The 25,021-nt window shown below is 38.4% G+C and carries 17 protein-coding genes; 10 read left to right on the top strand and 7 right to left on the bottom strand.

The window, feature by feature from the left end; translation table 11 throughout:
• Positions 1 to 21 precede the first annotated feature (21 nt).
• The 6 genes from holA to lon all read right to left on the bottom strand — a co-directional run bounded on the left by holA (position 22) and on the right by lon (position 9,436).
• Positions 22 to 1,506 carry a DNA polymerase III subunit delta gene (gene holA, locus VXK47_RS18510; protein WP_435550268.1) on the bottom strand — a complete coding sequence of 495 codons (1,485 nt, stop codon included), beginning with the start codon at positions 1,504 to 1,506 and terminating at the stop codon, positions 22 to 24.
• A gap of 102 nt (positions 1,507 to 1,608) precedes the next feature.
• The gene (gene lgt / locus VXK47_RS18505; RefSeq protein WP_435550267.1) at positions 1,609 to 2,379 is read right to left on the bottom strand and encodes a prolipoprotein diacylglyceryl transferase; all 771 of its coding nucleotides are present in this window, start codon (positions 2,377 to 2,379) and stop codon (positions 1,609 to 1,611) included.
• A gap of 96 nt (positions 2,380 to 2,475) precedes the next feature.
• Entirely contained in the window at positions 2,476 to 3,036 is a 561-nt protein-coding gene (lspA, locus tag VXK47_RS18500; protein ID WP_435550266.1) for a signal peptidase II, read from the bottom strand.
• Complete coding sequence (gene ileS, locus VXK47_RS18495; protein WP_435550265.1) at positions 3,036 to 5,864, bottom strand: isoleucine--tRNA ligase; 2,829 nt, start codon at positions 5,862 to 5,864, stop codon at positions 3,036 to 3,038. Before ileS ends, lspA begins: the two co-directional genes overlap by 1 nt.
• Positions 5,865 to 6,307: 443 nt before the next feature.
• On the bottom strand, positions 6,308 to 6,991 hold the full coding sequence (gene tsaB, locus VXK47_RS18490) for a tRNA threonylcarbamoyladenosine biosynthesis protein TsaB (protein WP_435550264.1): 684 nt from the start codon (positions 6,989 to 6,991) through the stop codon (positions 6,308 to 6,310).
• A gap of 30 nt (positions 6,992 to 7,021) precedes the next feature.
• Entirely contained in the window at positions 7,022 to 9,436 is a 2,415-nt protein-coding gene (lon, locus tag VXK47_RS18485; RefSeq protein ID WP_435550263.1) for an endopeptidase La, read from the bottom strand.
• A gap of 393 nt (positions 9,437 to 9,829) precedes the next feature.
• On the opposite strand from lon, the gene VXK47_RS18480 reads away from it, so the two are divergent.
• Positions 9,830 to 10,606, top strand: coding sequence for a prepilin peptidase (locus VXK47_RS18480; RefSeq protein WP_435550262.1), 777 nt, complete (start codon positions 9,830 to 9,832; stop codon positions 10,604 to 10,606).
• Between the two features lie 354 nt (positions 10,607 to 10,960).
• A complete protein-coding gene (locus VXK47_RS18475; RefSeq protein WP_435550261.1) occupies positions 10,961 to 11,431 on the top strand; it encodes a Spy/CpxP family protein refolding chaperone in 471 nt (156 codons plus the stop codon).
• 138 nt (positions 11,432 to 11,569) lie between these two features.
• Here VXK47_RS18475 and VXK47_RS18470 read toward each other — a convergent pair whose 3' ends face one another.
• Entirely contained in the window at positions 11,570 to 12,175 is a 606-nt protein-coding gene (locus tag VXK47_RS18470) for an L-threonylcarbamoyladenylate synthase (protein WP_435550260.1), read from the bottom strand.
• 305 nt (positions 12,176 to 12,480) lie between these two features.
• Between VXK47_RS18470 and guaB the strand changes: the two genes are divergently transcribed.
• The 8 genes from guaB to VXK47_RS18430 all read left to right on the top strand — a co-directional run bounded on the left by guaB (position 12,481) and on the right by VXK47_RS18430 (position 24,358).
• Positions 12,481 to 13,944, top strand: coding sequence for an IMP dehydrogenase (gene guaB, locus VXK47_RS18465; RefSeq protein ID WP_435550259.1), 1,464 nt, complete (start codon positions 12,481 to 12,483; stop codon positions 13,942 to 13,944).
• Between the two features lie 83 nt (positions 13,945 to 14,027).
• On the top strand, positions 14,028 to 17,564 hold the full coding sequence (dnaE, locus tag VXK47_RS18460) for a DNA polymerase III subunit alpha (RefSeq protein ID WP_435550258.1): 3,537 nt from the start codon (positions 14,028 to 14,030) through the stop codon (positions 17,562 to 17,564).
• 44 nt (positions 17,565 to 17,608) lie between these two features.
• On the top strand, positions 17,609 to 18,742 hold the full coding sequence (locus VXK47_RS18455; protein ID WP_435550257.1) for a DegT/DnrJ/EryC1/StrS family aminotransferase: 1,134 nt from the start codon (positions 17,609 to 17,611) through the stop codon (positions 18,740 to 18,742).
• A gap of 184 nt (positions 18,743 to 18,926) precedes the next feature.
• Entirely contained in the window at positions 18,927 to 19,541 is a 615-nt protein-coding gene (locus tag VXK47_RS18450) for a polysaccharide biosynthesis/export family protein (protein ID WP_435550256.1), read from the top strand.
• On the top strand, positions 19,538 to 20,866 hold the full coding sequence (locus VXK47_RS18445) for an outer membrane beta-barrel protein (RefSeq protein ID WP_435550255.1): 1,329 nt from the start codon (positions 19,538 to 19,540) through the stop codon (positions 20,864 to 20,866). The genes VXK47_RS18450 and VXK47_RS18445 overlap by 4 nt, the downstream gene beginning before the upstream one ends.
• A 155-nt stretch (positions 20,867 to 21,021) precedes the next feature.
• Entirely contained in the window at positions 21,022 to 22,521 is a 1,500-nt protein-coding gene (locus VXK47_RS18440) for an XrtA system polysaccharide chain length determinant (protein WP_435550254.1), read from the top strand.
• A 2-nt stretch (positions 22,522 to 22,523) separates the two neighbouring features.
• The gene (locus VXK47_RS18435) at positions 22,524 to 23,474 is read left to right on the top strand and encodes an ExeA family protein (RefSeq protein WP_435550253.1); all 951 of its coding nucleotides are present in this window, start codon (positions 22,524 to 22,526) and stop codon (positions 23,472 to 23,474) included.
• Between the two features lie 11 nt (positions 23,475 to 23,485).
• On the top strand, positions 23,486 to 24,358 hold the full coding sequence (locus VXK47_RS18430) for a polysaccharide biosynthesis tyrosine autokinase (protein ID WP_435550252.1): 873 nt from the start codon (positions 23,486 to 23,488) through the stop codon (positions 24,356 to 24,358).
• Positions 24,359 to 25,021: the final 663 nt, after the last annotated feature.

The following is a 25,021-nucleotide window of genomic DNA, read 5'->3' as shown; positions in this document are numbered from 1 at the left end:
CTGGACGGACACTAACTATGATTATTGACGGCAAATATTTAAAATAATATTTTCAAGCACCGTTTTAGGATTCTGACCGGAAGATTTCAGGTGCATGTCGGCATTTCTCAGGCATTCAAATGCAAAAAGGAGTTCGTCCATGCTGAAATATTCCGATTTTTTAAATAACTCCCATAAAGGATAAGGGCTTTTTGAATTTTTCGCAATTAAAAGATCAGTACCTGGTTTACTTTTCTTTTTTGCAGTTTTTTTCTTCTTATCACTATTGATTTGTGCATGTTGCTCATCCGATAAAAAACCGTCCCATGATTCGATATGGTTTGATAATTCTTCCTCATACTTGTCCAAAGCCGGCTTGGTAACGGAAACAAAACGAGGATATGAAAAGGAAGCTTCCCAGGCTTTGCTGTAAGAACTTTTTGTAAATCCTTTAATATAGATGATTTTTCTGATCTGGTTTATTATTGCAGCAAGCGCCTGAAGAGGATGAATCCCGGCATAAAGAAGAGAATCGAGATAAAACAAAGAATCAGTGATGTTTCTGCCGGATACTGCGTTTGTCAATGCATAAATCGGATCCTGCTTTGTTCTTTTTAAGACGCTTTCAACATCTTCTACAGTTATTTTATTTTTATCCGTAAAATTTATAAGCTTTTCAAGATTGTTTAATAAAGCGCGCAGATCAAATCCGGTTTTTTCATACATTGCAGAATATGCATCATTATCTATCGTTTTGCCGCTTTTTGTAAGTATTTCATTCATCCTTTCCCGGATAATATTTTCCCTTACTATCTTTTCGTTTTTGGAATCACCTTTAGGAACCTGGCAATCGATTATAACCCCTTTTTCTTTCAAAGCCTTATAAAGAACCAATCTTTTATCAACAAGCAGTGCTGTGACTATCAGGTGGTTTCCTTCAGGAAAACCCTTATCAATAGCTTTAAGAAAAAAAGAAGCACTGTCTATTGATTCCAATACTCTGATATTATTGTTCAGACAATATGCTATTATAGCATCTATCCATGAATCGTCCGATTCGGCAACATCAATTTTTAACGATTTACTCCGGTTTGTTTTATCCACGTCATCAAAAGAAAGCCCAAGCAAAGACATGATGCTCGTAAAAAACTTAGAAGCTTTTTTCATATCTTTTTTTTCATATGATTCTTTGGCTTTTTCAAGAAGACTTGCATGGCTGTCTTTGGAATAGAATATATTCGAATCGGTAAAAGCTATTACTTTTCTTCCGGGCATAAAAGAAAAAGTGTTAGCGCGTTCGACCGCATCGAATATATTTTCATTAACCCCTTCAATTGCATCGTAATTCAGACTTTCAGATAATAAAGATGAACCTGATAAAGATGCAGGAAGCAACGAATTTAAAAGCTCTTCAAATGCGGTTTTATAAAGCAACTCTTCTCCATGTATAAGATAAACTTGGGAAAAGCCGTTTTGGTTTGCGTCTTTGATATGATTATTGAGTTCTTTATAATTTATTTCAGGCATATAAATAAAGGGTCCCAAGGTTCAAGGTTCAAGGTTCAAGGTTCCAAAGTTCATTGGTTATATTTTAACGGTGAACTTCTAAACCTTTGAACAATGAACCCTTTATTGTTTTTTTTTAGCGCGCTTACCTAAGATAAAAAGCATTATTGCTGAAATTACAGCTGCGATGATTCCCACAGTCTGGGAAACGGAAAAGATACCAAAAAGAAAACCACCTCTGAAATCGGCTCTGAATATTTCTATAACAGATCTTGTTATTCCATATATTAAAACGTAAATCCAGAAAACCTGCCCGTCGTATTTTTTCCGTTTGCGGAAGAACACCAAAAACAGGAATATAATCAAATTGTTAATAGCTGAATATAGTTGCGTGGGATGTATGGGAATACCTGCAGGAGCAAGAGAATCAGGATTATTGAAAGTAACGGCCCAAGGCAATTCACAGTATTTCCCATAACAGCAACCTGCAAAAAAGCACCCTATTCTTCCGAAAAAATGCGCAAGAGCAACTGAAGGAGTAAGAATATCCATTGTTTTCATGACAGGAATTTTTTTTGTTTTAAGATAGATAATTCCTGTAATTAAAGCTGCGATAAAGCCACCGTAAAAAACAAGTCCGCCATTCCATACCTTAAAGATTTCAAGCGGACTGTCAAGAAACAGCCTGGGATTTGTTGCGACATAAAACAGACGCGAACCAATAATTGCGGAAATAAGAATGTAAAAGCAAAGATCCATTATCATATCCGGGTCTTCACCCACTCTTTTGGCTTCCTTAACGGCATAAAATATTCCGGCAAGAAAGCCTAATGCGATGAAAAAACCATAAGTATATATTGATAAAGGACCTATTTTAAAGAGAATGGGATACATATAATCTCCTTTTGAGGATAGAGCAGCAGCGGACAACAAATAATAATTTTCGCTATCAGATGCCCGCTATTCGCCTCTAACAGCTTGAACGGTTAATCAGTCCGGCATTTTTTTTAACAGTATATGAAACAGCAATATACACATCCCGATGGAAATAGCGCTGTCTGCAATATTAAAAGCAGGCCAGTGCAGATTTCTTATATAGATATCGAGAAAATCAACAACTTTCCCGAAACGGATTCTATCTACCAGATTTCCTGCGGCTCCCCCAAAGATCAAGGCAAGAGCAGTTGCAAGCATTGGATATTTTCTTGGTGTAACCCGGTAAAAGTATAAAATGAAGCATAATGCAAGAAATGAAACAACAATAAAAGCCAGTTTTCTTACAAAGGGACTCTGACCGGCAAGAAACCCGAAAGCTCCGCCGGGATTATGAATATGGGTAAGGTTGAAAAAACCCGGAATAATTGAAATGGAATGATAAAGCGGCATATATTTTAATACAATGATCTTTGTCGCCTGATCAAGCAGGATCACAATTCCAGCAATAAATATAAGTTTTAAATATTTATTTTCAAACAATCTCACCTCTGATTTTTTACCTATTTCCGCGAAGCGCACATCGAATAGATCCGCTTTCCGAAATTCGCCGTTCATTATTCCTTATTCGCTATTTGCTCCCCGGCATCTGCTATCCGGTTCAGCACTTTTTGACACCTGCTGCAGATACCAGGTTCATTAGTGCCTGTGCCTACTGTCATATCGTAAATCCAGCATCTTTCACACTTTTCACCAGGAGCAGGTTCGGCTGAAATATAAAGCCCTTCTATCTCTCGGCTTTTTGTAGCTCCATCAGGTTTTTCATCTTTTATCAGAAAAACATTTGAAGTGATAAATATGGTTTTTAAGTCATCCGCATATCTGCTTAGAAGATCAAAAAGATCACCCTGTGCATATATTTTAACGGAAGCATTGAGTGAATGACCTATTATTTTTTTTGCTCTTGCTTCTTCGAGCACCCTGGTAACCTCACCACGCACTTCAATAATTTTTTTCCAATTTTCTGCAATTACCGTATCTTTCCATTGTTTTGAAACAGCAGGCAAAAGGGCAAGATGAACGTTTTCTTCCTTTCCTTTGTATTCAGACATGGCTTTCCATATATCTTCGGAAGTAAACGGAAGAATCGGAGCCATAATCCTTGTAATCGAATCAAGTATTAAATACATAACGGTTTGCGCACTTCTTCTCTCCAATGATTCGGGAAATGAAGTATATAGCCTGTCTTTTAAAATATCGAGATAAAAAGCCGACAGATCGGTTGTGCAGTAATTATAAAGGCTGTGATAAATTGTATGAAATTCATATAAATCATAGGCCCTGGCAGTTTTTTCCGTAAGTTCGGAAAGCCTGAAAAGAGCATACCTGTCAATTTCAGGCATCAAATCATATGAGACTTTGTCTTTTGCAGGATCAAAATCATATAAATTTCCAAGCATGAACCTGCATGTATTTCTTATTCTTCTGTAGGCATCGCTTAATTGCTTGAGTATATTATCCGAAATTCTGATATCATCCCTGTAATCCGAAGCAGAAACCCAGAGTCTTAGAATTTCGGCGCCATATTTATCTATAACTTTCTTGGGAGCAATCACATTGCCAAGAGATTTTGACATCTTTTTCCCATCTGCATCGACTACAAATCCATGGGTTAAAACCGACTTGTACGGAGCCTTTCCCCTTGTCCCGACCGCAGTTAAAAGAGAACTGTGAAACCATCCTCTGTGCTGATCGCTTCCTTCAAGGTAAAGATCGGCAGGCCACTTAAGATAAGGGCGCTGTTCAAGTACGGCGGCATGACTTACCCCTGAGTCAAACCAAACATCAAGAATATCTGTCTCCTTTCTGAAAGTATTGCTTCCGCATTTACTGCAAATACTTCCTTCGGGAACAAGCTCTGCGGCTTCTTTTTCAAACCAGATATCTGCGCCGTGTTCTTTGAAAAGCTCAAACAAATGATCGGCAAGTTTTTGATTGATATGAAGAGTATCACATTTTTCACAGAAAAAAACAGCAATGGGAACACCCCATGCACGCTGTCTTGAAACGCACCAGTCCGGTCTGTTTTCAATCATCCCGTAAATTCTTTCTCTTCCCCAGTCAGGTACCCACTTTACCCGGTCGATTTCTTCAAGAGATTTTTTCCGAAGACCCGTTTTATCCATGGAAATAAACCACTGAGGAGTCGCTCGGAAAATAACCGGTTTTTTACAACGCCAGCAATGAGGATAAGAATGTGAGATATTTTCCTCTGCGACAAGAGAACCGGAATCTTTAAGCTTTGATACGATATCGCTGTTTGCCTTAAAAACAAACTTGCCCTTAAAAAATTCCACATCATCTGTAAAACAGCCGTTATCATCAACAGGAGAATAGGTGTCAAGACCATATGAAAGCCCCACTTCATAGTCTTCCCGTCCATGACCGGGAGCCGTGTGAACACAACCTGTTCCGGCATCAAGAGTAACATGAGTGCCAAGTATTATAAGCGATTCCCTGTTATATAAAGGATGCAAACAATGTTTTTTCTCAAGTTGTTTAGCTGTTATTTCGCAAAGAATTGAATAATCCGGAATGCTAAAAATTTTCATGCACTTTTCCGCAAGATCGGAAGCTATAATAAACACTTCATTGTTTCCTGTTTCTATTGCAACATATTTGAAATCAGGATGAAGAGCCACCGCAAGGTTTGCCGGAATTGTCCATGGAGTAGTTGTCCAGATAACAACATATGTTTTTTTGCCGGAAAGCTCGGGAATTTCTTTTGAAACATCATCTGAAAGCAAAAACTTAACAAATACGGAAGGGGATTTTTCATCCTCATATTCTATTTCGGCTTCTGCAAGCGCGGTTTTGCAGCTGCAACACCAGTGTATAGGTTTTTTGCTTCTAAAGAGGCTTCCTTCCAGACCGAATTTGATACATTCTCTGGCGATTATTGCCTCATATTCATAGGCCATTGTTAAATATGGGTTATCCCATTCGGCCAGAACCCCAAGTCTTTTGAATTCCTCACGCTGAATATTAACATATTTTTCTGCATACTGCCTGCAAAGCTTTCTTATCCGGGACTGGGAATATTTTTTCGCTTCGGAGCCCAGTTCTTTGTCGACATTATGTTCTATGGGAAGTCCGTGGCAGTCCCAACCCGGCACATATACGGCGTTAAAATTCGCCATCTGCCTGCTGCGAACTATAATATCCTTTAATATTTTATTTAATGCGGTTCCAATATGGATATTTCCATTTGCATAAGGAGGGCCGTCATGCAAAATAAAAAGTTCCCTGTCTTTTGAAGCAACCCTTATCTTGTTATACAAATCATTATCTTCCCATTCCTTTAATATAATGGGTTCCCGTTTTGCCAGATCTGCTTTCATGGCAAAATCGGTAACAGGAAGATTTAGTGTCTTTTTATACTCCATCCGTTCCTCCAAAATCATATAATATATAAAATCAATCCCGACGGTTTCGCAAAAAATATTTTCCCTCTCCCGCAGATTGAAGTAAATTTAGTTTTTTCAAACTATCGCTTTAAAAAAGTTAATACCTTGTATTAGCAAAGCATTTATCTGTCAAGGCAATTGAAATCAAAAAGCTATTGTCATTTCCCCTGCCCTGCCCTATTGATCCCTGACCCCCGACCCCTGATCCCTTTCCTTCTTTCTGCTTTAACCTTGCACCTTTAACCTTGAACCTTTAACCTTTAACCTTGCACCTTTAACCTTGCACCTTTAACCTTGCACCTTACTCGCTTATCAACTTATGAACTTATCAGCTTATGAGCTTATCAACTTATCAACTTCCCTTCATTCTCCTCCAACCTTTAACCTTGCACCTTTAACCTTGAACCTTGAACCTTTAACCTTTAACCTTGAACCTTTTTACTTATATCCGATTTTCTGATATAATACGGAACAATCAATCCGGCATCTTCAATATCATTATTGCAAAATTTCTTAATACCCAGAAATCCTACCGTAGAAGCTTTAATAATATTAAATTCATCGGGCATAAAATGAACCAGATCTTCAAGCTTGCCTTCTATGATGTTTTTATATAAGCAAACTCCGTCTCCGACAAATATGCAAGGTTCATTTATATTATCTATTGCCATTTCCGGAATAAAATTTTTTTCCCCGGTTTCTTTTTTTATAATCCCATCTGCAAACCTGTAACGTGAAAAGTATACTTCGCCCTTTCGTGCATCTGTCATAATACATATCAGATAATCAGTTTCGGGCAGCTGTTCAGCAAGAGCATCAAGGGTTGATATAACAGCCACAGGTTTTTTAATTGCTTCGGCAAGACCTTTTACACAACTTATACCTATACGAAGTCCCGTAAAACTACCCGGCCCTCTTGTAACGGAAAACCCATCCAAATCATGCGGAGTTAAACCGGAGATTTCAAGGGCCTCCCTTATCATAGTCATAAGATGTTTTGAATGAGTCTCCTGTTTTCCATTAAAAAGCTCCGAGAGAAGATTATTATTATCAACAATCGCAACACCACAGTATCTGGAAGCCGTATCAACAGCAAGTATTTTCATTATCAGCTATCAGGGTATATAATTTTATAATTATGCTTTTTTATTCTTTTTATGCTGCAAATCATCCGCATTAAAACCTTCGATAGCTAACGGAAGGACATCATTCATCTGCTTTACAGTGACAAATTTGATCTTGCGCTTTACATTTTGAGGTATCTCTGTAAGATCTTTAATATTTTTTTCAGGAATAATTATCGTTTTTATTCCGGCTCTTAGTGCACCAAGCGCTTTTTCCTTAAGACCTCCTATCGGAAGAACTCTTCCTCTAAGGGTAATTTCACCGGTCATTGCCACAAATTTATTAACCGGTTTATTGATAAGAACCGAAATAAGAGCTGTAGCCATTGCAATGCCTGCAGACGGTCCGTCTTTGGGAATTGCTCCTGCCGGAACATGTATATGAACATCGGTATTGTCAAAAATGTTTTCTTCAAGACCGAACAGAGAAAGATTGGCCCTTGCATAACTTACAGCAGCCCTTGCAGATTCCTGCATTACTTCACCAAGCTGCCCGGTAATTATCAGCTCTCCTTTTCCTACAAACAATGCAGCTTCAACATAAAGGACTTCTCCTCCAACCTGTGTCCATGCAAGGCCTGTGGAAAGACCGATTTGGCTGTCCTCCTGGTCCATTTCAGGTATAAACTTTGGAACACCAAGAAATTTCTGAAGATTTTTTTTGGAAATATGAAAAGTACCCTTTTCGCCTTCTGCTATCTTTCTTGCTACTTTACGGCAGATAGTACCTATTTCTCTTTCAAGATTCCTCAGTCCGGCTTCTGATGTGTATTCTGTAATAATCTGCTGCATAGCCTCCGAACTGATTGATAACTTCTTAGTGCTTATGCCATTTTCTTTTATCTGGCGGGGAAAAAGAAAGGTTTCCGCAATTATTTTCTTTTCTTCCGAAGTATACCCTGAAAGATTAATTACTTCCATCCTGTCTAAAAGAGCGGAAGGGATAGTATCCGTTAAGTTTGCGGTAAGAACAAACATTACCTTTGAAAGATCAAAAGCAAGATTAAGATAATGATCGCTGAAAGCAAAATTCTGCTCCGGATCAAGGGCTTCCAAAAGTGCAGCTGAAGGATCACCGCGAAAATCTGCGCCGACTTTATCGATTTCATCCATCATAAAAACAGGGTTGTTTGTACCGCACTGTTTCAAACCATTTAAAATACGTCCGGGAAGTGCACCAATATATGTACGCCTGTGCCCCCTTATTTCAGCCTCATCCCTTATTCCGCCAAGAGATATCCTGACAAATTTTCGTTTCATTGCGGTCGCTATAGCTTTTCCAAGAGAAGTTTTCCCCACACCGGGAGGACCGACAAAGCATAAAATCGGGCCCTTCATTTTCAGATTAAGCTTTCGAACGCTTAAGTATTCCAGTATCCTGTCCTTAATATTATCAAGCCCGTAGTGATCCGTATCCAAAACTTTTTTGGCGTGTTTGATATTGATAACATCCTTTGTTGATTTGCTCCAGGGCAACTCGACAAGCCAGTCAAGATAAGTTCTTATTACAGAAGCTTCCGCAGAATCGGCATGCATCATTTCAAGCCTTTTGAGCTGCTTCTCAGCCTCTTGTTCAGCCTCTTTGGACATTTTACAGCGTTTTATTTTTTTTCTGTACGAACTTAGCTCCTGGCTTCTTTCGTCATTATCACCAAGCTCCTTGTTGATAGCTCTCATCTGCTCTCTGAGATAGTAATCACGCTGGCTTTTTGATATCTCCTCTTTCACGTCGGACTGTATCTTGGCCTGCATGGCGGAAAGCTGAACTTCTTTCGACAAAAGCTCATTTACTTTCTTAAGGCGTTTAACCGGATCAATAATTTCAAGCAACTGCTGGGATTCTTCGATTTTTAGCCTTAAGCTTGACGCAACCAGATCTGCAAGCTTTCCCGGATCATTAATTCCTTCCAGAATAGAACCAACATCACCTGTAAGTTCTCCACGAAAAGCCATTATCTTTTCCGAATTTTCGCGTACGATTCTCATCAATGCCTGAATTTCAATAGAAATTTCCTTTAGAGGCAGCTCTATGATCCTTTCAATCTTTACACGATAAACCGATTTTCGCCTGACAAAATCCAATATTTTAGCTTTTGCTATACCTTGCACAAGCGCTTTAACACGGCCATCGGGAAGCTTCAGCATTCGTAGCACCTTACTTACAGTACCAATGCGAAACATTTCATCCTGACCGGGATTTTCGATATTCGGGTCTTTCTGGGTCACAAGCAGCAAAAAGCCGTCTTCCCTAACCGCTTCCTCCACAGCTCTGACCGACTTTTCCCTGCCTACAAAAAGCGGAAGAAGCATGTCGGTAAAAATAACGACATCACGTACCGGCATAAGCGGCATAATTTCAGGAAAGTTTGTATCGTTTTCATCCTCATCGATCATTTTTATCAGGTCATCTTTGTCGGTTTCGCCCATTTTTTCTCCTGCATATCTTATTAACTATAACAATTTAAAATTATTAATACAAATTAACATTTAACTAAAGGAAAAATTGCAATTTAAAGCTTAAATTGCGCTTTGTCTTTTGTTATTGCATCACACAAATAAGCAGCCTGCATCCCTTGCGATTCTAATGCCTTGCATATTAAGCTGTTAACGCTGTCGTCTGTCTCGCGGCTTTTCATGAATCCATACTATATGAATCAGATTTTTAAATATATAACAATATTTTATTTTAGCAATAACAGGCTTGATTTTTTTATTCAATATACATAAGTTACATACCGATAAACTTAACGGACATATAAGTTAAACCAGGGTGTGTGCAAAACCGGCGAACAATTATCGTTATATTTATGAAAGTTGGCTATGTCTAATTATATTATCCATGTTTTAACGTTTATATTCGGGCTTTGCATAGGAAGTTTTATGAATGTATGCATATACAGGCTTCCTCTTTCAAAATCTATTGTTACACCCCGTTCAATGTGCCCCGGCTGCAATACTCTTATAAAATTTTATGACAATATTCCTTTATTTAGCTACATACTTCTCGGAGGTAAGTGCAGAAAGTGTAAAATATCTATTTCGTTGCGCTACCCTATGGTTGAACTTATAAGCGGGATTGCCGCTCTTTCATGTTTTATTAAATTCGGACTTAGCTTTGAAGCTTTAGCATATTTCGCTTTTGCTTCAGCACTCATTGTAATTACTTTTATCGATATGGACCACCAAATCATACCTGATGTAATATCTTTACCAGGTATACCAATCGGTATATTGCTTGCATCACTTGTTCTGCCATCAATAAATTTTAAAGAATCCATTATAGGGATTCTTGCTGGTGGGGGAAGCCTGTTTGCAGTAGCATGGATATACAATCTGATTACAAAAAAAGAGGGTATGGGTGGCGGCGACATAAAGCTTCTTGCAATGATTGGTTCCTTTACAGGGTGGCAAGGAGTTTTGTTTACAATTTTCATAGCTTCGGCAACAGGAACTCTTGCCGGAATTGCTGTTATGCTTAAAACAAAAAAAGGTGTGAAACTGGCTGTACCCTTTGGTCCTTTTCTTTCTATCGGCGCCATATTATATATCTTTTTTGGAACAGAAATTATTTCATGGTATTTTGATATACTGATATAAATTTTTGTCTTATAATTATTTCAGAAAAAGATCCCGTTTTCTTTTTACGGTCTCCTGCCGTATCAACATTTTCTTAATCCCGGTTCATATATCATTGGATATTTTGTATCCAAAAATTATTTTGTATCCATAAATTATGCATACACCTTACCCATAAACCACTTATTTCAAGAAACCATTTTCAAAAACTAATATAAAACACAATTTATTAAGCATGTTATAAACTTTTAAAAGACTTTAGAGGAAATGGCATGCAGGTTGCTTAACAAGAAAATAACAACGGAAAACGGAACATCATGAATTTTATATATCGTTTTCATAAATGGAATAAAAATATTAAAAGAAGGAGGTATTATGAAAAAACAATTTCTGACAATTTTTTTAACTTTTGCAATCGTTGCCTTTGGCATTACCGCTTTTGCAGGCCAGGATATGGGATATGGCCCGGGAAAGGGTACAGGGTATGAACCAGGAAACGCAAAAGGATATGGACCCGGTTCCTGTTATATGAAAAACCTAAGTGATGATGAGATGAAAAAAGTTAATGAGGAACGCGACGCATTTTTTAAGGCAACCGAGGGGCTAAGGCAGGATATATATGCAAAAGAACTTGAATTAAAAAGCGAGCTTGCCAAAAAAGATACTGATACCGGAAAAGCAATAAAGATTCAGAAGGAAATTTCCGAACTCAAATCTCAGTTTGACCAGAAACGGCTTGATCATATGATAAAAATGAAAAATATAAATCCAAGTTTGATCAGAGGTTTTGGCGGTCGAGGACGTGGGCGTATGATGAATAAACCCTGTATCGGCAATATGAATTAAATCTTAAATATCAGTAATATATTATGGATGTTGCATTAGATAAAACAACCATCTCCCCCCTAAAACTGTTCTGCACAATCATCTAAAGCCCATCAACAAGGCCGGGGCAAATAAGCCCCGGCCTTGGTTAAAGCCGGATCACAGAATGGACACATCTCCAATCCCCTGCCGAATCACTTCAGGAATATCATTAATCAGCGAAACTACACTTGATGGTTGCCCCGGAACCGGACCGCCATCTATTACCAGGTTGATTCGTGTTTTATAATATTCATGTATCAAAGAGGGGTTATCAAAGACAGTACCATCCGGCATGGTCGCGCTGGTTGTAATAATAGGGTTTCCAAGCTCTTCAACAAGTGCAAGGCAAATTATATTGTTTGGAACCCTTATTCCTGCCGTTTTCCGGTTTGTAAGCATAATTTTTGGCACCAGTTTTGATCCTTCAAGCACAAAAGTGTAAGGCCCCGGTAAAAGTCGTTTCATCGTCTTGTATGCATAGTTTGATACCTTGGCATAATCGCTGATATTTTTTAGTCCGGAACACATGAAACTGAAAGGACTGTTCTTTTCTCTTTGTTTTAATAAATATATTTTCTCAATAGCCTTTTTATTCATTATATCGCAGCCTATTCCGTAATATGTATCGGTCGGATAAGCTATCACTCCGTCTTTTTTAAGTATATCGATTACCTTGCTGATAAGACGTTTCTGAGGATTTACAGGATTGATTTCAATAAGCATATTTGCTCTTTTATTTATTAATTAATAACGATTATTTATTGTTCATTATACCGTAGTTTCACTGCAAAGCAAAGAAATTTAATCTTGCCAAAAATACCCCATACTGATAATAATAAAAATTTATAAAATCCCTTCCGGCCCTCAACACATTTAAGGAAGGAATATGGGAACATCACCGCAGGAAAAGATTGACCATTTTGAGGATAGCGCTAAAATAAATTTCACACAATGGGCTCGCCATTCCTGCAGTTTTAATAAATAATATATTACAACTTAGCAATATCTCAGTTATTGTGGAGGAACTCATGTTAAAAACAGAAATTGAGGAAGCCTATTCTTTTGACGATGTTTTACTCGTCCCGAACTATTCTGATGTGCTGCCAAAAGATATCAATACTACCACACAATTGACCAAAAATATTACATTAAATATTCCGATTGTTAGTGCAGCCATGGATACGGTAACCGAATCGCAGACAGCTATAAGCATGGCCAGAGAAGGTGGAATCGGGTTTATCCATAGAAACATGAGTATAAAAAACCAGGCTATCGAAGTTGATAAAGTCAAAAAGTCGGAAAGCGGCATGATCGTAGACCCTATAACGATAAATCCTGATCATAAGGTTCGTGAAGTTGTAAAATTAATGGAAGAATACAGAATTTCAGGCGTGCCCGTCACAAAAGGTGACAAACTTGTTGGAATAGTAACCAACAGGGACCTGCGTTTTGAGACAAATCTTGACAAGAAAGTCTGTGATGTAATGACAAAGGATAATCTTGTTACAGTTTCTGAGGGCATCTCACTGGAAGATTCCAAGAAACTGTTACATGAGCACAGAATCGAAAAACTTCTTGTAGTTGATAAAAAAGGCCGTCTTGTAGGTATGATAACCATTAAAGATATTGAGAAAATCAAAAAATATCCCAATGCCTGCAAAGATAAAATGGGAAGACTCAGAGTCGGAGCTGCTATTGGTGTTGGGCCTGATATGATAGAGCGATCTGAAAAACTTCTGGGCGCCGGTGCCGATGTAATTCTGATTGATACTGCCCATGGCCATACAAAAAATGTTATAGAAGCTGTAAAGAGTTTAAAAAGCACTTTTAAAGACATTGAACTGATTGCCGGAAATATTGCAACGGAAAAAGGAGCAAGCGCTCTTGTTAATGCCGGAGCGGATGGGGTAAAAATCGGGATCGGACCGGGCTCCATTTGTACAACCCGTATAGTTGCCGGAGCCGGAGTACCTCAGTTAACGGCAATATTAAACTGCAGAAAGGTTGCGGATAAAACGGGAATTCCGCTTATTGCCGACGGGGGTATCAAATTTTCAGGAGATATTACTAAGGCAATAGGAGCTGGCGCACACGTAATCATGATCGGCGGATTATTTGCCGGAACAGAGGAAAGCCCTGGTGAATCAATCTTTTTCCAGGGAAGAACGTATAAGGTTTACAGAGGCATGGGATCCATTGAAGCTATGAAATCCGGAAGCAAAGACAGATATCACCAGGAACATCAGGAACAGGACGACAAACTTGTTCCTGAAGGAATTGTGGGACGTGTTCCTTACAGAGGCTCTCTTTCGGCAAACATTTTACAACTTATCGGAGGACTTAAGGCCGGAATGGGATATGTTGGATGCCGGGATCTGAAAGAATTAAGGGAAAAAGCAAAATTTGTGAAGATAAGCGCCGCAGGATTAAGAGAGAGTCATGTTCATGATGTAATTATTACTAAAGAAGCACCCAATTACAGACTGGATTGAATAACCGTTTACAGGAAATAGTTGAAAGCCGGCAGCATTTAAAACTTAACGCCTAACACTTAACACCTAACACCAATTTTATAATGTCAAATATATCTTATCCATTCGTTCATCTTCATGTTCATACCCAATACAGCCTTCTTGACGGAGCTATAAGGTTCAAGCATCTTTTTAATCGTGTGCGTGATTTTGGTATGGATTCAGTCGCAATAACCGATCACGGCAGCATGTTCGGAGCCCTGGAATTTTATTTAAACGCGACAGATAACAATATAAAACCTATAATAGGATGCGAATGTTACCTGGCGCCACGCAAACTGACAGATAAAACTTCTCAAGACGGCAAAAGGCTTTCCCACCTTATACTTCTTGCTGAAAATAACGAAGGCTACAGGAATCTTTGCAAACTTGCTTCAATTGCCCAGCTGGAAGGATTTTACTATAAGCCTCGCATAGACAAAGAGGTGCTGCAGAAATACAGCAGGGGTCTGATTGCTCTTTCAGCATGCCTTCATGGCGAAATTCCTATGCTTATAGGCGAAGGCAATATCAAGGAAGCAGATAATGCCGCACGTTTTTATCAGGGTTTGTTCGGGGAAAATAATTTTTATCTTGAACTTCAGAATAATGGGATGGAAATTCAAAATAAGATAAATGAAGCTCTTGTTGATATGGGAAACAGGCTATCCATACCTCTTGTCGCAACCAATGACTGCCATTATCTTAATAAGGAAGATGCGCGTGCGCATGAAATTCTTTTGTGCATACAAACAGGAAAAACAGTTCAAGATCCATCCCATTTTAAATTTGAAACCGATCAGCTTTATTTCAAATCAGGCGAGGAGATGAACAATTTTTTCGCCTCAACCCCCGATGCAATTAAAAATACAGCAGATATTGCAAAAAGATGCAATATCGATATGGATTTTAACAACTACCATTTCCCTTTATATACTGCCATCGAAGGAAATACCGAACAAGAGCTTCTGGAACAAAAAGTTTTGCATGGCTTTGAGCGGGTTTTTGCTAAAATCAAATCCAAAAATCCTGCTATAGACGAAAACCTGTACAGACAACGCCTGAAGCATGAAATGTCAGTCATTATCTCGATGGGTTTTCCGGGATATTTTCTGATTGTTGCAGATTTTATTAAGTACGCAAAAGACAATAATATCCCTGTCGGTCCTGGCAGAGGGTCTGCTGCCGGAAGTCTTGTAGCATACTCACTTGGCATTACCAACCTTGACCCGATCGAACATGGCCTTATTTTTGAACGTTTTTTAAACCCGGCACGTAAAAGCATGCCGGATATTGATGTTGATTTCTGTATAAACGGACGGGACAAAGTATTAAAGTATGTTGTTGAAAAATACGGTGAAAATCGTGTTTCTCAGATTACTACATTCGGATCGATGAAAACCAGAGCCGTAATACGTGATGTGGGGCGCGCATTAGATATTCCCTTGCGCGAAATTGATGAAATAGCAAAGATGATTCCGGATGTTTTAAATATAAGTCTTGATGATGCCTTAACACAGGAGCCAAGGCTTTCCGAACTTGCCAGACAACGATCCGATATCGCAGAATTGATTACTATTTGCCGGACACTTGAAGGTTTGACCCGCCATGCGTCAACACATGCTGCCGGAGTTGTTATTTCAGACAAGCCGCTTGACGAATATCTTCCTCTTTACAGGGGCAAAAACGGCGAACTTGTTACGCAGTTTGACATGAAGCGGGTTGAAAAGATAGGGCTTGTCAAGTTCGATTTTCTGGGGCTTCGCAATCTTACCGTAATTGCTAATACACTTTCCCTGATTTCAAAGCAGGGCAACTCTCCGCCGGATATTGACAGTCTTGACCTTACTGATCAGGCCACATACCGGCTGCTTGCAGAAGGAAATACAACAGGAGTATTCCAGCTTGAAAGCAAAGGCATGAAGGAGCTTCTTAAAAGGGTCCGGCCTGAAAACTTTGAAGATATAACTGCGCTTGTAGCTCTGTACAGACCCGGACCAATCGAAAGCGGAATGATCGATGATTATGTGGAAAGAAAGCATGGCAGGAAATCCGTTGAATACCTTGTGCCGGAACTTGAACCCATACTTAAAGAAACTTACGGAGTTATAGTTTACCAGGAACAGGTAATGAAAATTGCCGGGGTCATAGCAGGCTATTCCATGGCTGAAGCAGATGATCTTAGAAAGGCTATGGGTAAAAAAATCGTGGAAATTATGGCTGCGCAAAGGGAACGCTTTGTCAGCGGCGCAACAGCAAACGGTGTTCCGAAAGAAAAAGCCGATACACTTTTCAGTCTTATTGATAAATTCGGCGGTTACGGATTTAACAAGTCCCACAGTGCAGCGTATGCCCTGATTGCCTATCAGACCGCATATTTGAAGACGCACTATCAGGTTGAGTTCATGGCCTCGTTATTAACCAGTGAAATGGGCTCAACAGACAGCGTTGTAAAGTATATTTCCGAATGTTCCAGCAATGGAGTGTCTGTTCTTCCCCCTGATATAAATGAAAGCGACAGGGATTTTTCGGTTAGTGACCGTAATATAAGGTTCGGACTTGTTGCGGTCAAAAATGTTGGTGAAAACGCTATCGAAGCCGTTATTGAAACGAGAAATAAGGATAAATTCACCTCTTTGTTTAATTTTTGCGAACGGGTTGATCTTAAAAAAGTCAATAAACGAGTTATAGAAAGCCTGATAAAATGCGGAGCCTTTGATTCAACAGGGACATTCAGGTCAAGAATGATGGCCATACTTGACGATGCTGTAGAATACGGACAGCGGGTTCAGCGGGAAAAAAACAGTCCACAGATAGGTTTGTTCGGAGAAATGACGGAAAATGAATCATTTCAGGATATCCCCAGGATACCGGAAATTGACGAATGGAATGAAAAAGAACTTCTTGCTTTTGAAAAAGAATATCTGGGGTTTTATATTACAGGACATCCGCTGAACAAGTACAAGGAACTTATTGCAAAATATACCAATACTGATTCTCTTGCCATAAAAGATATGAATGACGGCGAAATCGCAAGGTTCGGCGGAATAATAACAAATATAAAAATCATTAAAACCCGAAAAGGGGATGACATGGCTTATGTTGTTACGGAAGATATGATTGGCAGCATTGAGACCACGGTTTTCCCTTCAGTGTACTCTTTGGCTGTTGATGTCCTTGCTGCAGATAAACCCATCATCATCCAGGGCAAGATTCAGAAAGATGAGAAATCGTTAAAAGTGCTTGCCGACACCATTGTCCCGTTTGCAAAGGTTGAAGAGGCATGGACATCCGAAATACATTTTAATATCGACATTTCTTTATCGGCAACAGATTCGATTTTACAACTTAAAAACATCATTACTAATCATTCGGGTTTGTCGAAAGGTTTTGTCCATTTAATAGATCCCGGCAAATCCGACGTTTCCATAGCGCTTCCGGATACAATGAAAATAAAACCCGGCTTTTTGCTTGAAAAGGAAGTAAATGAACTTCTGGGATACCGTGCTGTTGAAAGTATCTGCACCCCGGTTGAACACCAGACAGAAAATTACAATAACGGAAACGGAAAATATCACAGAAAAAAAACCGGAAAAGTATAAAAAACCAGATACGCCTAACACTTAACACATTACAGGAATCAATTATGAAAGTACCTCTTCTTGATTTAAAAACACAATATAAAACCATTAAAGATGAAATTTTAAAAATAACCGCCGAAATATATGAAAGTCAGTATTTTATTTTAGGCCCGCATGTAGAAAAACTGGAAAATGAAATAGCAAACTACTGTAAAACAAAATATGCTCTCGGGGTATCATCAGGCACCGATGCACTTCTTCTTGCGCTTATGGCATCAGGGATCAAAGAAGGAGACAGCGTTATTACCTCACCCTACACTTTTTTTGCTACAGCAGGTTCAATTGTCCGCGTCGGAGCAAAACCGGTTTTTGTTGATATTGAACCTGATACTTATAATATTTCTCCCCAAAAGATTTCAGAGGCACTAAACTCATTGAAAGAAGCCGAACGGAAAACTTTAAAAGCAATTATACCGGTTCATCTTTACGGTCAGTGTGCAGATATGGACCCTATACTTGAAATTGCAAAGAAAAATAATCTTCTGGTAATAGAGGATGCAGCCCAGGCGATAGGTGCCGAATACAAAAACAAGCGGGCCGGATCATTGGGCGATTTCGGCTGTTTCTCATTTTTCCCTTCCAAAAATCTCGGGGCATTCGGAGACGGAGGCATTATTACTGCCAATGCATCCTCTTTTTATGAAAGGATGCATATACTAAGGGTTCACGGCTCACATCCTAAATATTATCACAAATATATAGGAGGTAATTTCAGGCTTGATGCTCTTCAGGCTGCAATTGTTTCAGTTAAATTGAAATATCTTGACGAATGGACTGCAGCCAGACAGAATAATGCAAAAAAATACAGAACATTGTTTAGCAACGCCGCTCTGTCTGAGTATATAATTCTGCCTGCTGAAAAAGAAAACCGCCATATATATAACCAGTTTATAATAAAAGTATCCGGCAAAAGAGATGAACTCAGAACTCACTTGAATAATGCCGGAATAGGATCCGAGGTTTACTACCCTGTTCCTCTCCATCTTCAACAGTGTTTTTCGTATCTTGGCTATAAGAAAGGTAATATGCCCGTTTCGGAAGATGCCTCCGCAAACACTTTAGCCTTACCCATTTACCCTGAACTCACGGAAGATATGCAGGTTTATGTAGTAGAAAAAATAAAGGAGTTTTATCGATAGAAAATCAAATATCAAACAAAGCGCAACGAATGCAGATATAAGTTGTTCACTATTTGATATTTAGCCTAAAGGATGGGCGATTTGCCGAAATATATTGACATATTAACAATTTTTTGATTTTATCAGCAGGAAATCCATAAAAATCAATTCAACCATAACCAGTCTTTATCCGGATAATTTAGCCATGAATATTCTAAGAAAACTAAACTTTATAATTTTATCTGCTTTTTTTATTATTGTACTGCCTATACATGCTTTGTCACAGCAAAAAAGCGATTTAAATCCAAAAGCAACCACAAGCGAGAAAGCCGGGGTTGATAATAACACTTATGTCATAGGAGCCGAAGATGTCCTTGACATATTTGTTTGGAGGGAAGATTCTTTAACAAAATCGGTTACTGTCAGGATGGATGGAAAAATATCTTTACCTCTTGCCGACGATATTCAGGCCTCAGGGCTCACACCTCTGCAACTTAAAGAAATTATAACAAATAAGCTTAAAAATTTCATAGACAACCCTACTGTCTCAGTAACGGTCACTCAGGCAAACAGCTACAAAGTATATATCTCAGGTCAGGTAAAAAATCCCGGAATTTTCAGGCTTCGCAGTGAAACATCCTTTCTGCAGTTAATTATTATGACAGGAGGTTTTACTGACTGGGCAGATCAGAAACATATAGAGATAATAAGAAATGAAAACGGGGCGGAAAAAAGGATTACTGTTAACTATAAGAAAATAGCTGAAGGGAAAGAACCGGATATGGCAATGAAAAACGGGGACACAGTGATTGTGCCATGAAAAAAACATTTCTGATATCGGATTTTCCTGAATCATCACATAATATTTATTGTTTTCCAGCAGTTATGATACTGCTGGTTTTTTTTATAATATTTATTATACCGGTATTCGCTTATAGCTCCGATGTACTTTCACAACACTTTTTTCATCCGTATATTTCCGTTGAAGAAGAATATAATGACAATATTGATCTTACTCCTGATAATGAAAAAGAAGATTATATTACTACTATCAGACCCGGCCTGAAATATTCAAATTCTGATGAAAAATCCGGAATCGATCTTGATTATAATATGGGTTTGGTTTTCTACGGAAAAAACAATAACCTTAATTATATAAGCCACAATGCGTCATTAAACGCCAAATATCTTACTAAAGAACATGTAAATTTTTACCTAAAAGATTCCTTCATACGTTCGGAAGATCCTCAGGAAAGAGAATACTTTACTTCAGCAGCAGACAACAAATATTATCTATCCACAACAACACAAAGAGATGTATACTGGAGAAATGTTGTATCGCCGACTGTGGAATATCAGTTCGGGCCGCTAAGCCGAATCGGTGTCAATTATCGAAACAATATATATAGAATAAACAGCTCCACTCCGGACAACAGTCAGGAAGATTATATAAACCCCTATTTTTCATGGATGATAGATCAGAACAACGATATCTATTTAGAATACGGTTATACTATAGGAAATTTTGAAAGTTCTTCCGATTTTACGGGCCATAGAGCAAATGCCCGTTATACAAACCACTTCGGCCTAAAATCATCGGTTTTTGGAGAATACACTTTTTCAACCCGCGACTTTGATCCTCCAAGCATTGATTATGATATACACGAACCTTCTGTAGGAATAACTTATGCCTTCAGTCCGGTTTTTAATGCATCAGCTCAGGTTGGATATTTTATTAAAGAGCCGAAAACCGGTTCAAGCACAAACGGTATTAGTTATAAAGCAGGTATAACAAACCGCGATATAAAAACTTCATATGTCTTAAGCGTTGAGGGAGGATATAATGAAGATTTTTTCACTTCAGAAAATCTTGGTTTCAGCCGATACCACAGATTAACAGGCTCAATTACTCATTTCATTGGCATAAGAACTTCACTTGGTCTATCCGGCAATATTGAGCAGGCCAAGTATGACAATGAAAACAGGAAAGACCGGATATGGGGCATAGGCTGCACACTTTCACAAAGGCTCTTAAAATGGCTGATATTATCGGTTGATATATCACACAAAATCAGAAACTCAGATATATCTTCAAACGATTACACTGAAAACAGAGCAATTTTTAAAATCACTGCTGCATACTAAAGAAAATTATCAAGGGTCAAGGTTAATGCAGGAAAACCGGGATCGGAAGATCCGATTAAAGACGGTTTATGGCTCATCGTTTACAGTTAATTGTTAATCATCAACTGTAAACCGGAAACTATAAACGGGAAATTAAAAACCGGAAATTAAAAACTATGATTAATTCGGCACGTTCATACGGCATTGTTGATTATATAGAAATTTTTAAAAGAAGGATGTGGTATTTTATTATTCCTTTTTTCATCATAATACCAGGCACTATACTTTATGCCAAGTTCGCACCCAGGATATATAAGGCAGAAACTCTTGTTCTGGTTTCACCTCAAAAGGTTCCGGAAGCATTTATTCAGTCTACCATTACATCACGAATCGAAGAACGTTTACAATCGATTGCCCAGGAAGTAATGAGCAGAACCCGCCTGGAACAGGTCATTAATGAATTTAAACTTTATCGTGAAGAAAGCAAGGATCTTTCCAAGGAACAGCTTGTTGAGTTGATGCAAAAAAATATTAAAGTCGATATTCCTAGCAAAAAAGATGAAAAAGCCTTCTTTACTATTGCGTATACCGGAAAAAATCCCGAAATTGTAGCAGCTGTCACCAACAGATTGACATCTCTTTTTATTGAAGAAAATCTTAGGCTCAGGGAACAGCAGGCAACCGGAACTACCGAGTTTTTAACAGCTGAACTTGCCTCTTCGCAAAAAAGGCTGGAAGATCTGGAAATGCAAGTCAGCCATTATAAGAAACGATATATGGGAGAATTACCGGAACAGCTTGACACCAACCTTAAAATTCTGGAACAACTCCAGAATCAATATCAAAGAATTGGAGAAAATTTAAATGCCGCTCAGGATAGAAAATTATTTATCCAGAAGCAGATCTCCAATCTTGAATCACCGGCAACTGCCACCGAACCTTTAGCAATCGGCAGAAAAGGCAAAGCATCATCCGGGCAGTTATTATCATCTGATGTGGCGAGTTCCCCGGGAGCAGAAAAAACGGAATCGTATGAGTCACAGAAAGATGCCCTGACAAAACTTCTTGATGAACTAAAGTCGAAATATACTGACAACCATCCCGACGTGCTTGTAACAAAGAAGAAACTTGCCGATCTTGAATCCAGAAAAGACACATATAAAAAGCAGGAAGAATCCGCAGATATAAAAAAAGACCCGCGGTACAGGGAGTTAAAAAATCAGCTATTAATGATTGATCTTGATATAAAGCAAAATCAGGCTGAGATATCCGGCATATCAAAGCAGATAAATAACTACAGAGCCAGGGTTGAAAATATACCCTCCCGGGAACAGGAAATGGCCTCACTTATGCGGGAATATACAAAAACAAAAGAAAATTACGAAACCCTGTTTAAAAAGAGCCAGGAAGCCAGGCAATCGGAAAATCTGGAATTTAAACAAAAAGGAGAGCAATTTAAGATAATTGACCCTGCCCGCGTTCCGGAAAAACCATTTTCACCTGATATTGCAAAAGTTCTTCTAATCGGATTAGCTCTTTGCATAGGATGCAGCCTCGGGCTGGTTGTATTACGAGAACAGATGGATACATCTTTTTACGATGCTGAAGATGTCGAGCTGGTTCTTGGCCTGAGAGTGATAGCCACTATCCCTAGTATCGAGAAAGAAGCAGCCTGATAATGTATGAAAAATATTATGGTTTAATAAAAAAGCCGTTTGAAATAACACCTGATCCCGGATTTTTCTTTTTTAGTGAGAAGCATAAGGAAGCGCTTGCTCATCTGAGATATGCGATCAGGGAAGGAAAAGGATTCAGTGTCATTACCGGAGAAGTTGGCACAGGGAAAACAACTCTTGTTCATATGCTTTTAAGTAATCTGGGCACAAGCGTGCGGACCGCAAACATCTTTAATCCTATGATGTCTCCCGCTGATTTTCTCACTTATTTATGTATCGATCTGGGAATAAAAACTGATACCGACAAATCACGCGGACAAAACCTGATGCTGCTTTATAATTTTCTTCTTGAATGTTTCAATAATAAGCAGCCGGTATTTCTAATAATTGACGAAGCCCAGTGCATAAACACAGAAATCCTTGAAGAAATCAGGCTATTGACAAACTTTGAAACTTCAAAAAACAAGCTTCTTCATATTATTCTTTTGGGACAGCCTGAATTAAACGACATTCTGGCAGATAATAAATTAAGAGCGTTAAAGCAAAGAATTACCGTTCGTTACAACCTGGTTGAACTGAATTTCACTGAAACAAAAGAATATATTGTATACAGGCTGAAAAAGGCCGGAGGCCGTAATCTTTCATTATTCGACAAAAGTTCTCTGAAGGAAATATATAAATACTCAAAAGGCATCCCCCGTTTGATAAATACCGTATGCGACCATGCTCTTATCATCGGGTTTTCACGTGATCTGAAGCAGATAGGAAAACCGGTCATCCGGGAAGTAATAAGAGACCTGGAAGGATCGCATAAAAATAAAAAGACAAGGATTTTGCCCCTTATCTTTTTAATATTTTTAGTACTTATTCTCTCGATAATTACTGTATATGTATTTTATCCGCACTTTTTGGAAAGAATTATTAATTTATTAATAAAAAGCAAGAATATATAGGGTGGATTTTTATGGGAAAAATGTTTGAAGCACTGCAGAAAGCGGAAGACGAAAATGTTCGTACGCCTCAGGCAGAAACTGTTGAGCCCTCCTTAGATAATGATACTGTATTTGACGATAATCTTGTTTGCCATTTTCAGTCCAATTCTATTGTTTCAGAACAGTTCAGAAAACTCAGAACATATCTTTTTATGCCTGCTTTAGGCGCAAAACCAAAAACAATTCTTATGACAAGCGCCGTTAGCGGAGAAGGCAAAAGCTTAATAGCAATTAATCTAGCCATTACAATCGCTAAAGAATTACACAGCCACGCCCTTTTAATGGATTGCGATCTGCGGAACCCGTCACTTTCAAGGTGGTTCGGTGTAAATAAAGCAAAGGGGTTATCGGATTACCTGGTGGGTAATTCGGAATTGCCTGATCTTTTAATTAAAACAGGAATTGATAAGCTCAATATTCTTCCGGGAGGAGACAGCCAGGAAAATCCTGCTGAACTGATAGGGTCAAAAAAGATGGAAGGCCTGATTGATGAGTTAAAATCACGCTATAGCGACAGGCATATTATACTTGATTCTTCTCCTGTGCTTGCAACAACAGAGCCGCAAGTGCTTTATAAAGTAGTTGATTGTATCATTCTTGTAGTAAGGGCCGGCGTTACACCCAGAGGATCGGTTCAGCAGGCCATTAAATTTCTTGGAAAGGAAAAAATTGTAGGTGTTGTTTTAAATGATATGAATTTCAGATCAGCTGCACTTCGTTCACGATATTTTGGGACATCAAGGTATTACCCGTATTATGGCAGTGATAATAATGACAAAAATCAAAATTTTGGCAGCAAATTTAATTCCATATTCAAGAAAAAACAAAGAGAACAACATAAATAGATAACAAAGGTACGCTGTTTTGTATTTGAATTTTATGATTTAATTATTCGCTATAATTACAAAATTTCAAATACTAAACTATTAAATGCTTAAAATGTGACATTTGTCACAGATATAATCATTGTTAAATGTTATATATTTTAATATATATTTAACAATGATGTTATTTATTATCGTGTAAATATGCTGGGACTTATAAAAAAGTCAGCAGCATTCCAATGGTGGAAATATCCGGATGGTTTAGGGTAAAACCCCTTGAAATATGCTTCAACTGCCAATGAGGAGGCCTGCCCGGACAAAATAATTGACTTTTTACGAAGCTGTCAATATTGACATATTGGTTTTGAATAAATAGTTTCAAAACTAAAGAGAATAATCGTAAATTATGAATCAAGTCAGGAAACCATGGATACATTAAACAGAAAATTTACAAATTATTTTCGTATAACATCAAAAGCCGTTGCTAACCCTTTAACTGAAGAAAACAAAATGTTTTGCAACTTGTCTCATTTTCTCTATCTGCTTAGTCCCTTAATTGTAAAGTTCTTGCAAAAATGGCAAAAGAATTTATTGGCAAGCGGTTCTGAGTCTTGCCAGTTCAGGGATTACGAACATCTCCCTGATCATTAAACCGGTAACGATAACGGCCTTGCCCAACTTAGT

The organism is Desulfobacterium sp. N47, assembly GCF_051233685.1.
GTDB lineage: Bacteria > Desulfobacterota > Desulfobacteria > Desulfobacterales > RPRI01 > RPRI01.
This window is presented reverse-complemented; position numbering and strand designations above follow the sequence as displayed.

Coding starts and splice junctions, on each gene's coding strand:
- dnaE (WP_435550258.1), top strand. CDS start 14,028: ATGTCAAATATATCTTATCCATTCGTTCATCTTCATGTTCATACCCAA.
- VXK47_RS18455 (WP_435550257.1), top strand. CDS start 17,609: ATGAAAGTACCTCTTCTTGATTTAAAAACACAATATAAAACCATTAAA.
- VXK47_RS18475 (WP_435550261.1), top strand. CDS start 10,961: ATGAAAAAACAATTTCTGACAATTTTTTTAACTTTTGCAATCGTTGCC.
- VXK47_RS18445 (WP_435550255.1), top strand. CDS start 19,538: ATGAAAAAAACATTTCTGATATCGGATTTTCCTGAATCATCACATAAT.
- holA (WP_435550268.1), bottom strand. CDS start 1,506: ATGCCTGAAATAAATTATAAAGAACTCAATAATCATATCAAAGACGCA.
- VXK47_RS18450 (WP_435550256.1), top strand. CDS start 18,927: ATGAATATTCTAAGAAAACTAAACTTTATAATTTTATCTGCTTTTTTT.
- lspA (WP_435550266.1), bottom strand. CDS start 3,036: ATGAACGGCGAATTTCGGAAAGCGGATCTATTCGATGTGCGCTTCGCG.
- VXK47_RS18470 (WP_435550260.1), bottom strand. CDS start 12,175: ATGCTTATTGAAATCAATCCTGTAAATCCTCAGAAACGTCTTATCAGC.
- ileS (WP_435550265.1), bottom strand. CDS start 5,864: ATGGAGTATAAAAAGACACTAAATCTTCCTGTTACCGATTTTGCCATG.
- VXK47_RS18440 (WP_435550254.1), top strand. CDS start 21,022: ATGATTAATTCGGCACGTTCATACGGCATTGTTGATTATATAGAAATT.
- lon (WP_435550263.1), bottom strand. CDS start 9,436: ATGGGCGAAACCGACAAAGATGACCTGATAAAAATGATCGATGAGGAT.
- lgt (WP_435550267.1), bottom strand. CDS start 2,379: ATGTATCCCATTCTCTTTAAAATAGGTCCTTTATCAATATATACTTAT.
- VXK47_RS18435 (WP_435550253.1), top strand. CDS start 22,524: ATGTATGAAAAATATTATGGTTTAATAAAAAAGCCGTTTGAAATAACA.
- VXK47_RS18480 (WP_435550262.1), top strand. CDS start 9,830: ATGTCTAATTATATTATCCATGTTTTAACGTTTATATTCGGGCTTTGC.
- guaB (WP_435550259.1), top strand. CDS start 12,481: ATGTTAAAAACAGAAATTGAGGAAGCCTATTCTTTTGACGATGTTTTA.
- VXK47_RS18430 (WP_435550252.1), top strand. CDS start 23,486: ATGGGAAAAATGTTTGAAGCACTGCAGAAAGCGGAAGACGAAAATGTT.
- tsaB (WP_435550264.1), bottom strand. CDS start 6,991: ATGAAAATACTTGCTGTTGATACGGCTTCCAGATACTGTGGTGTTGCG.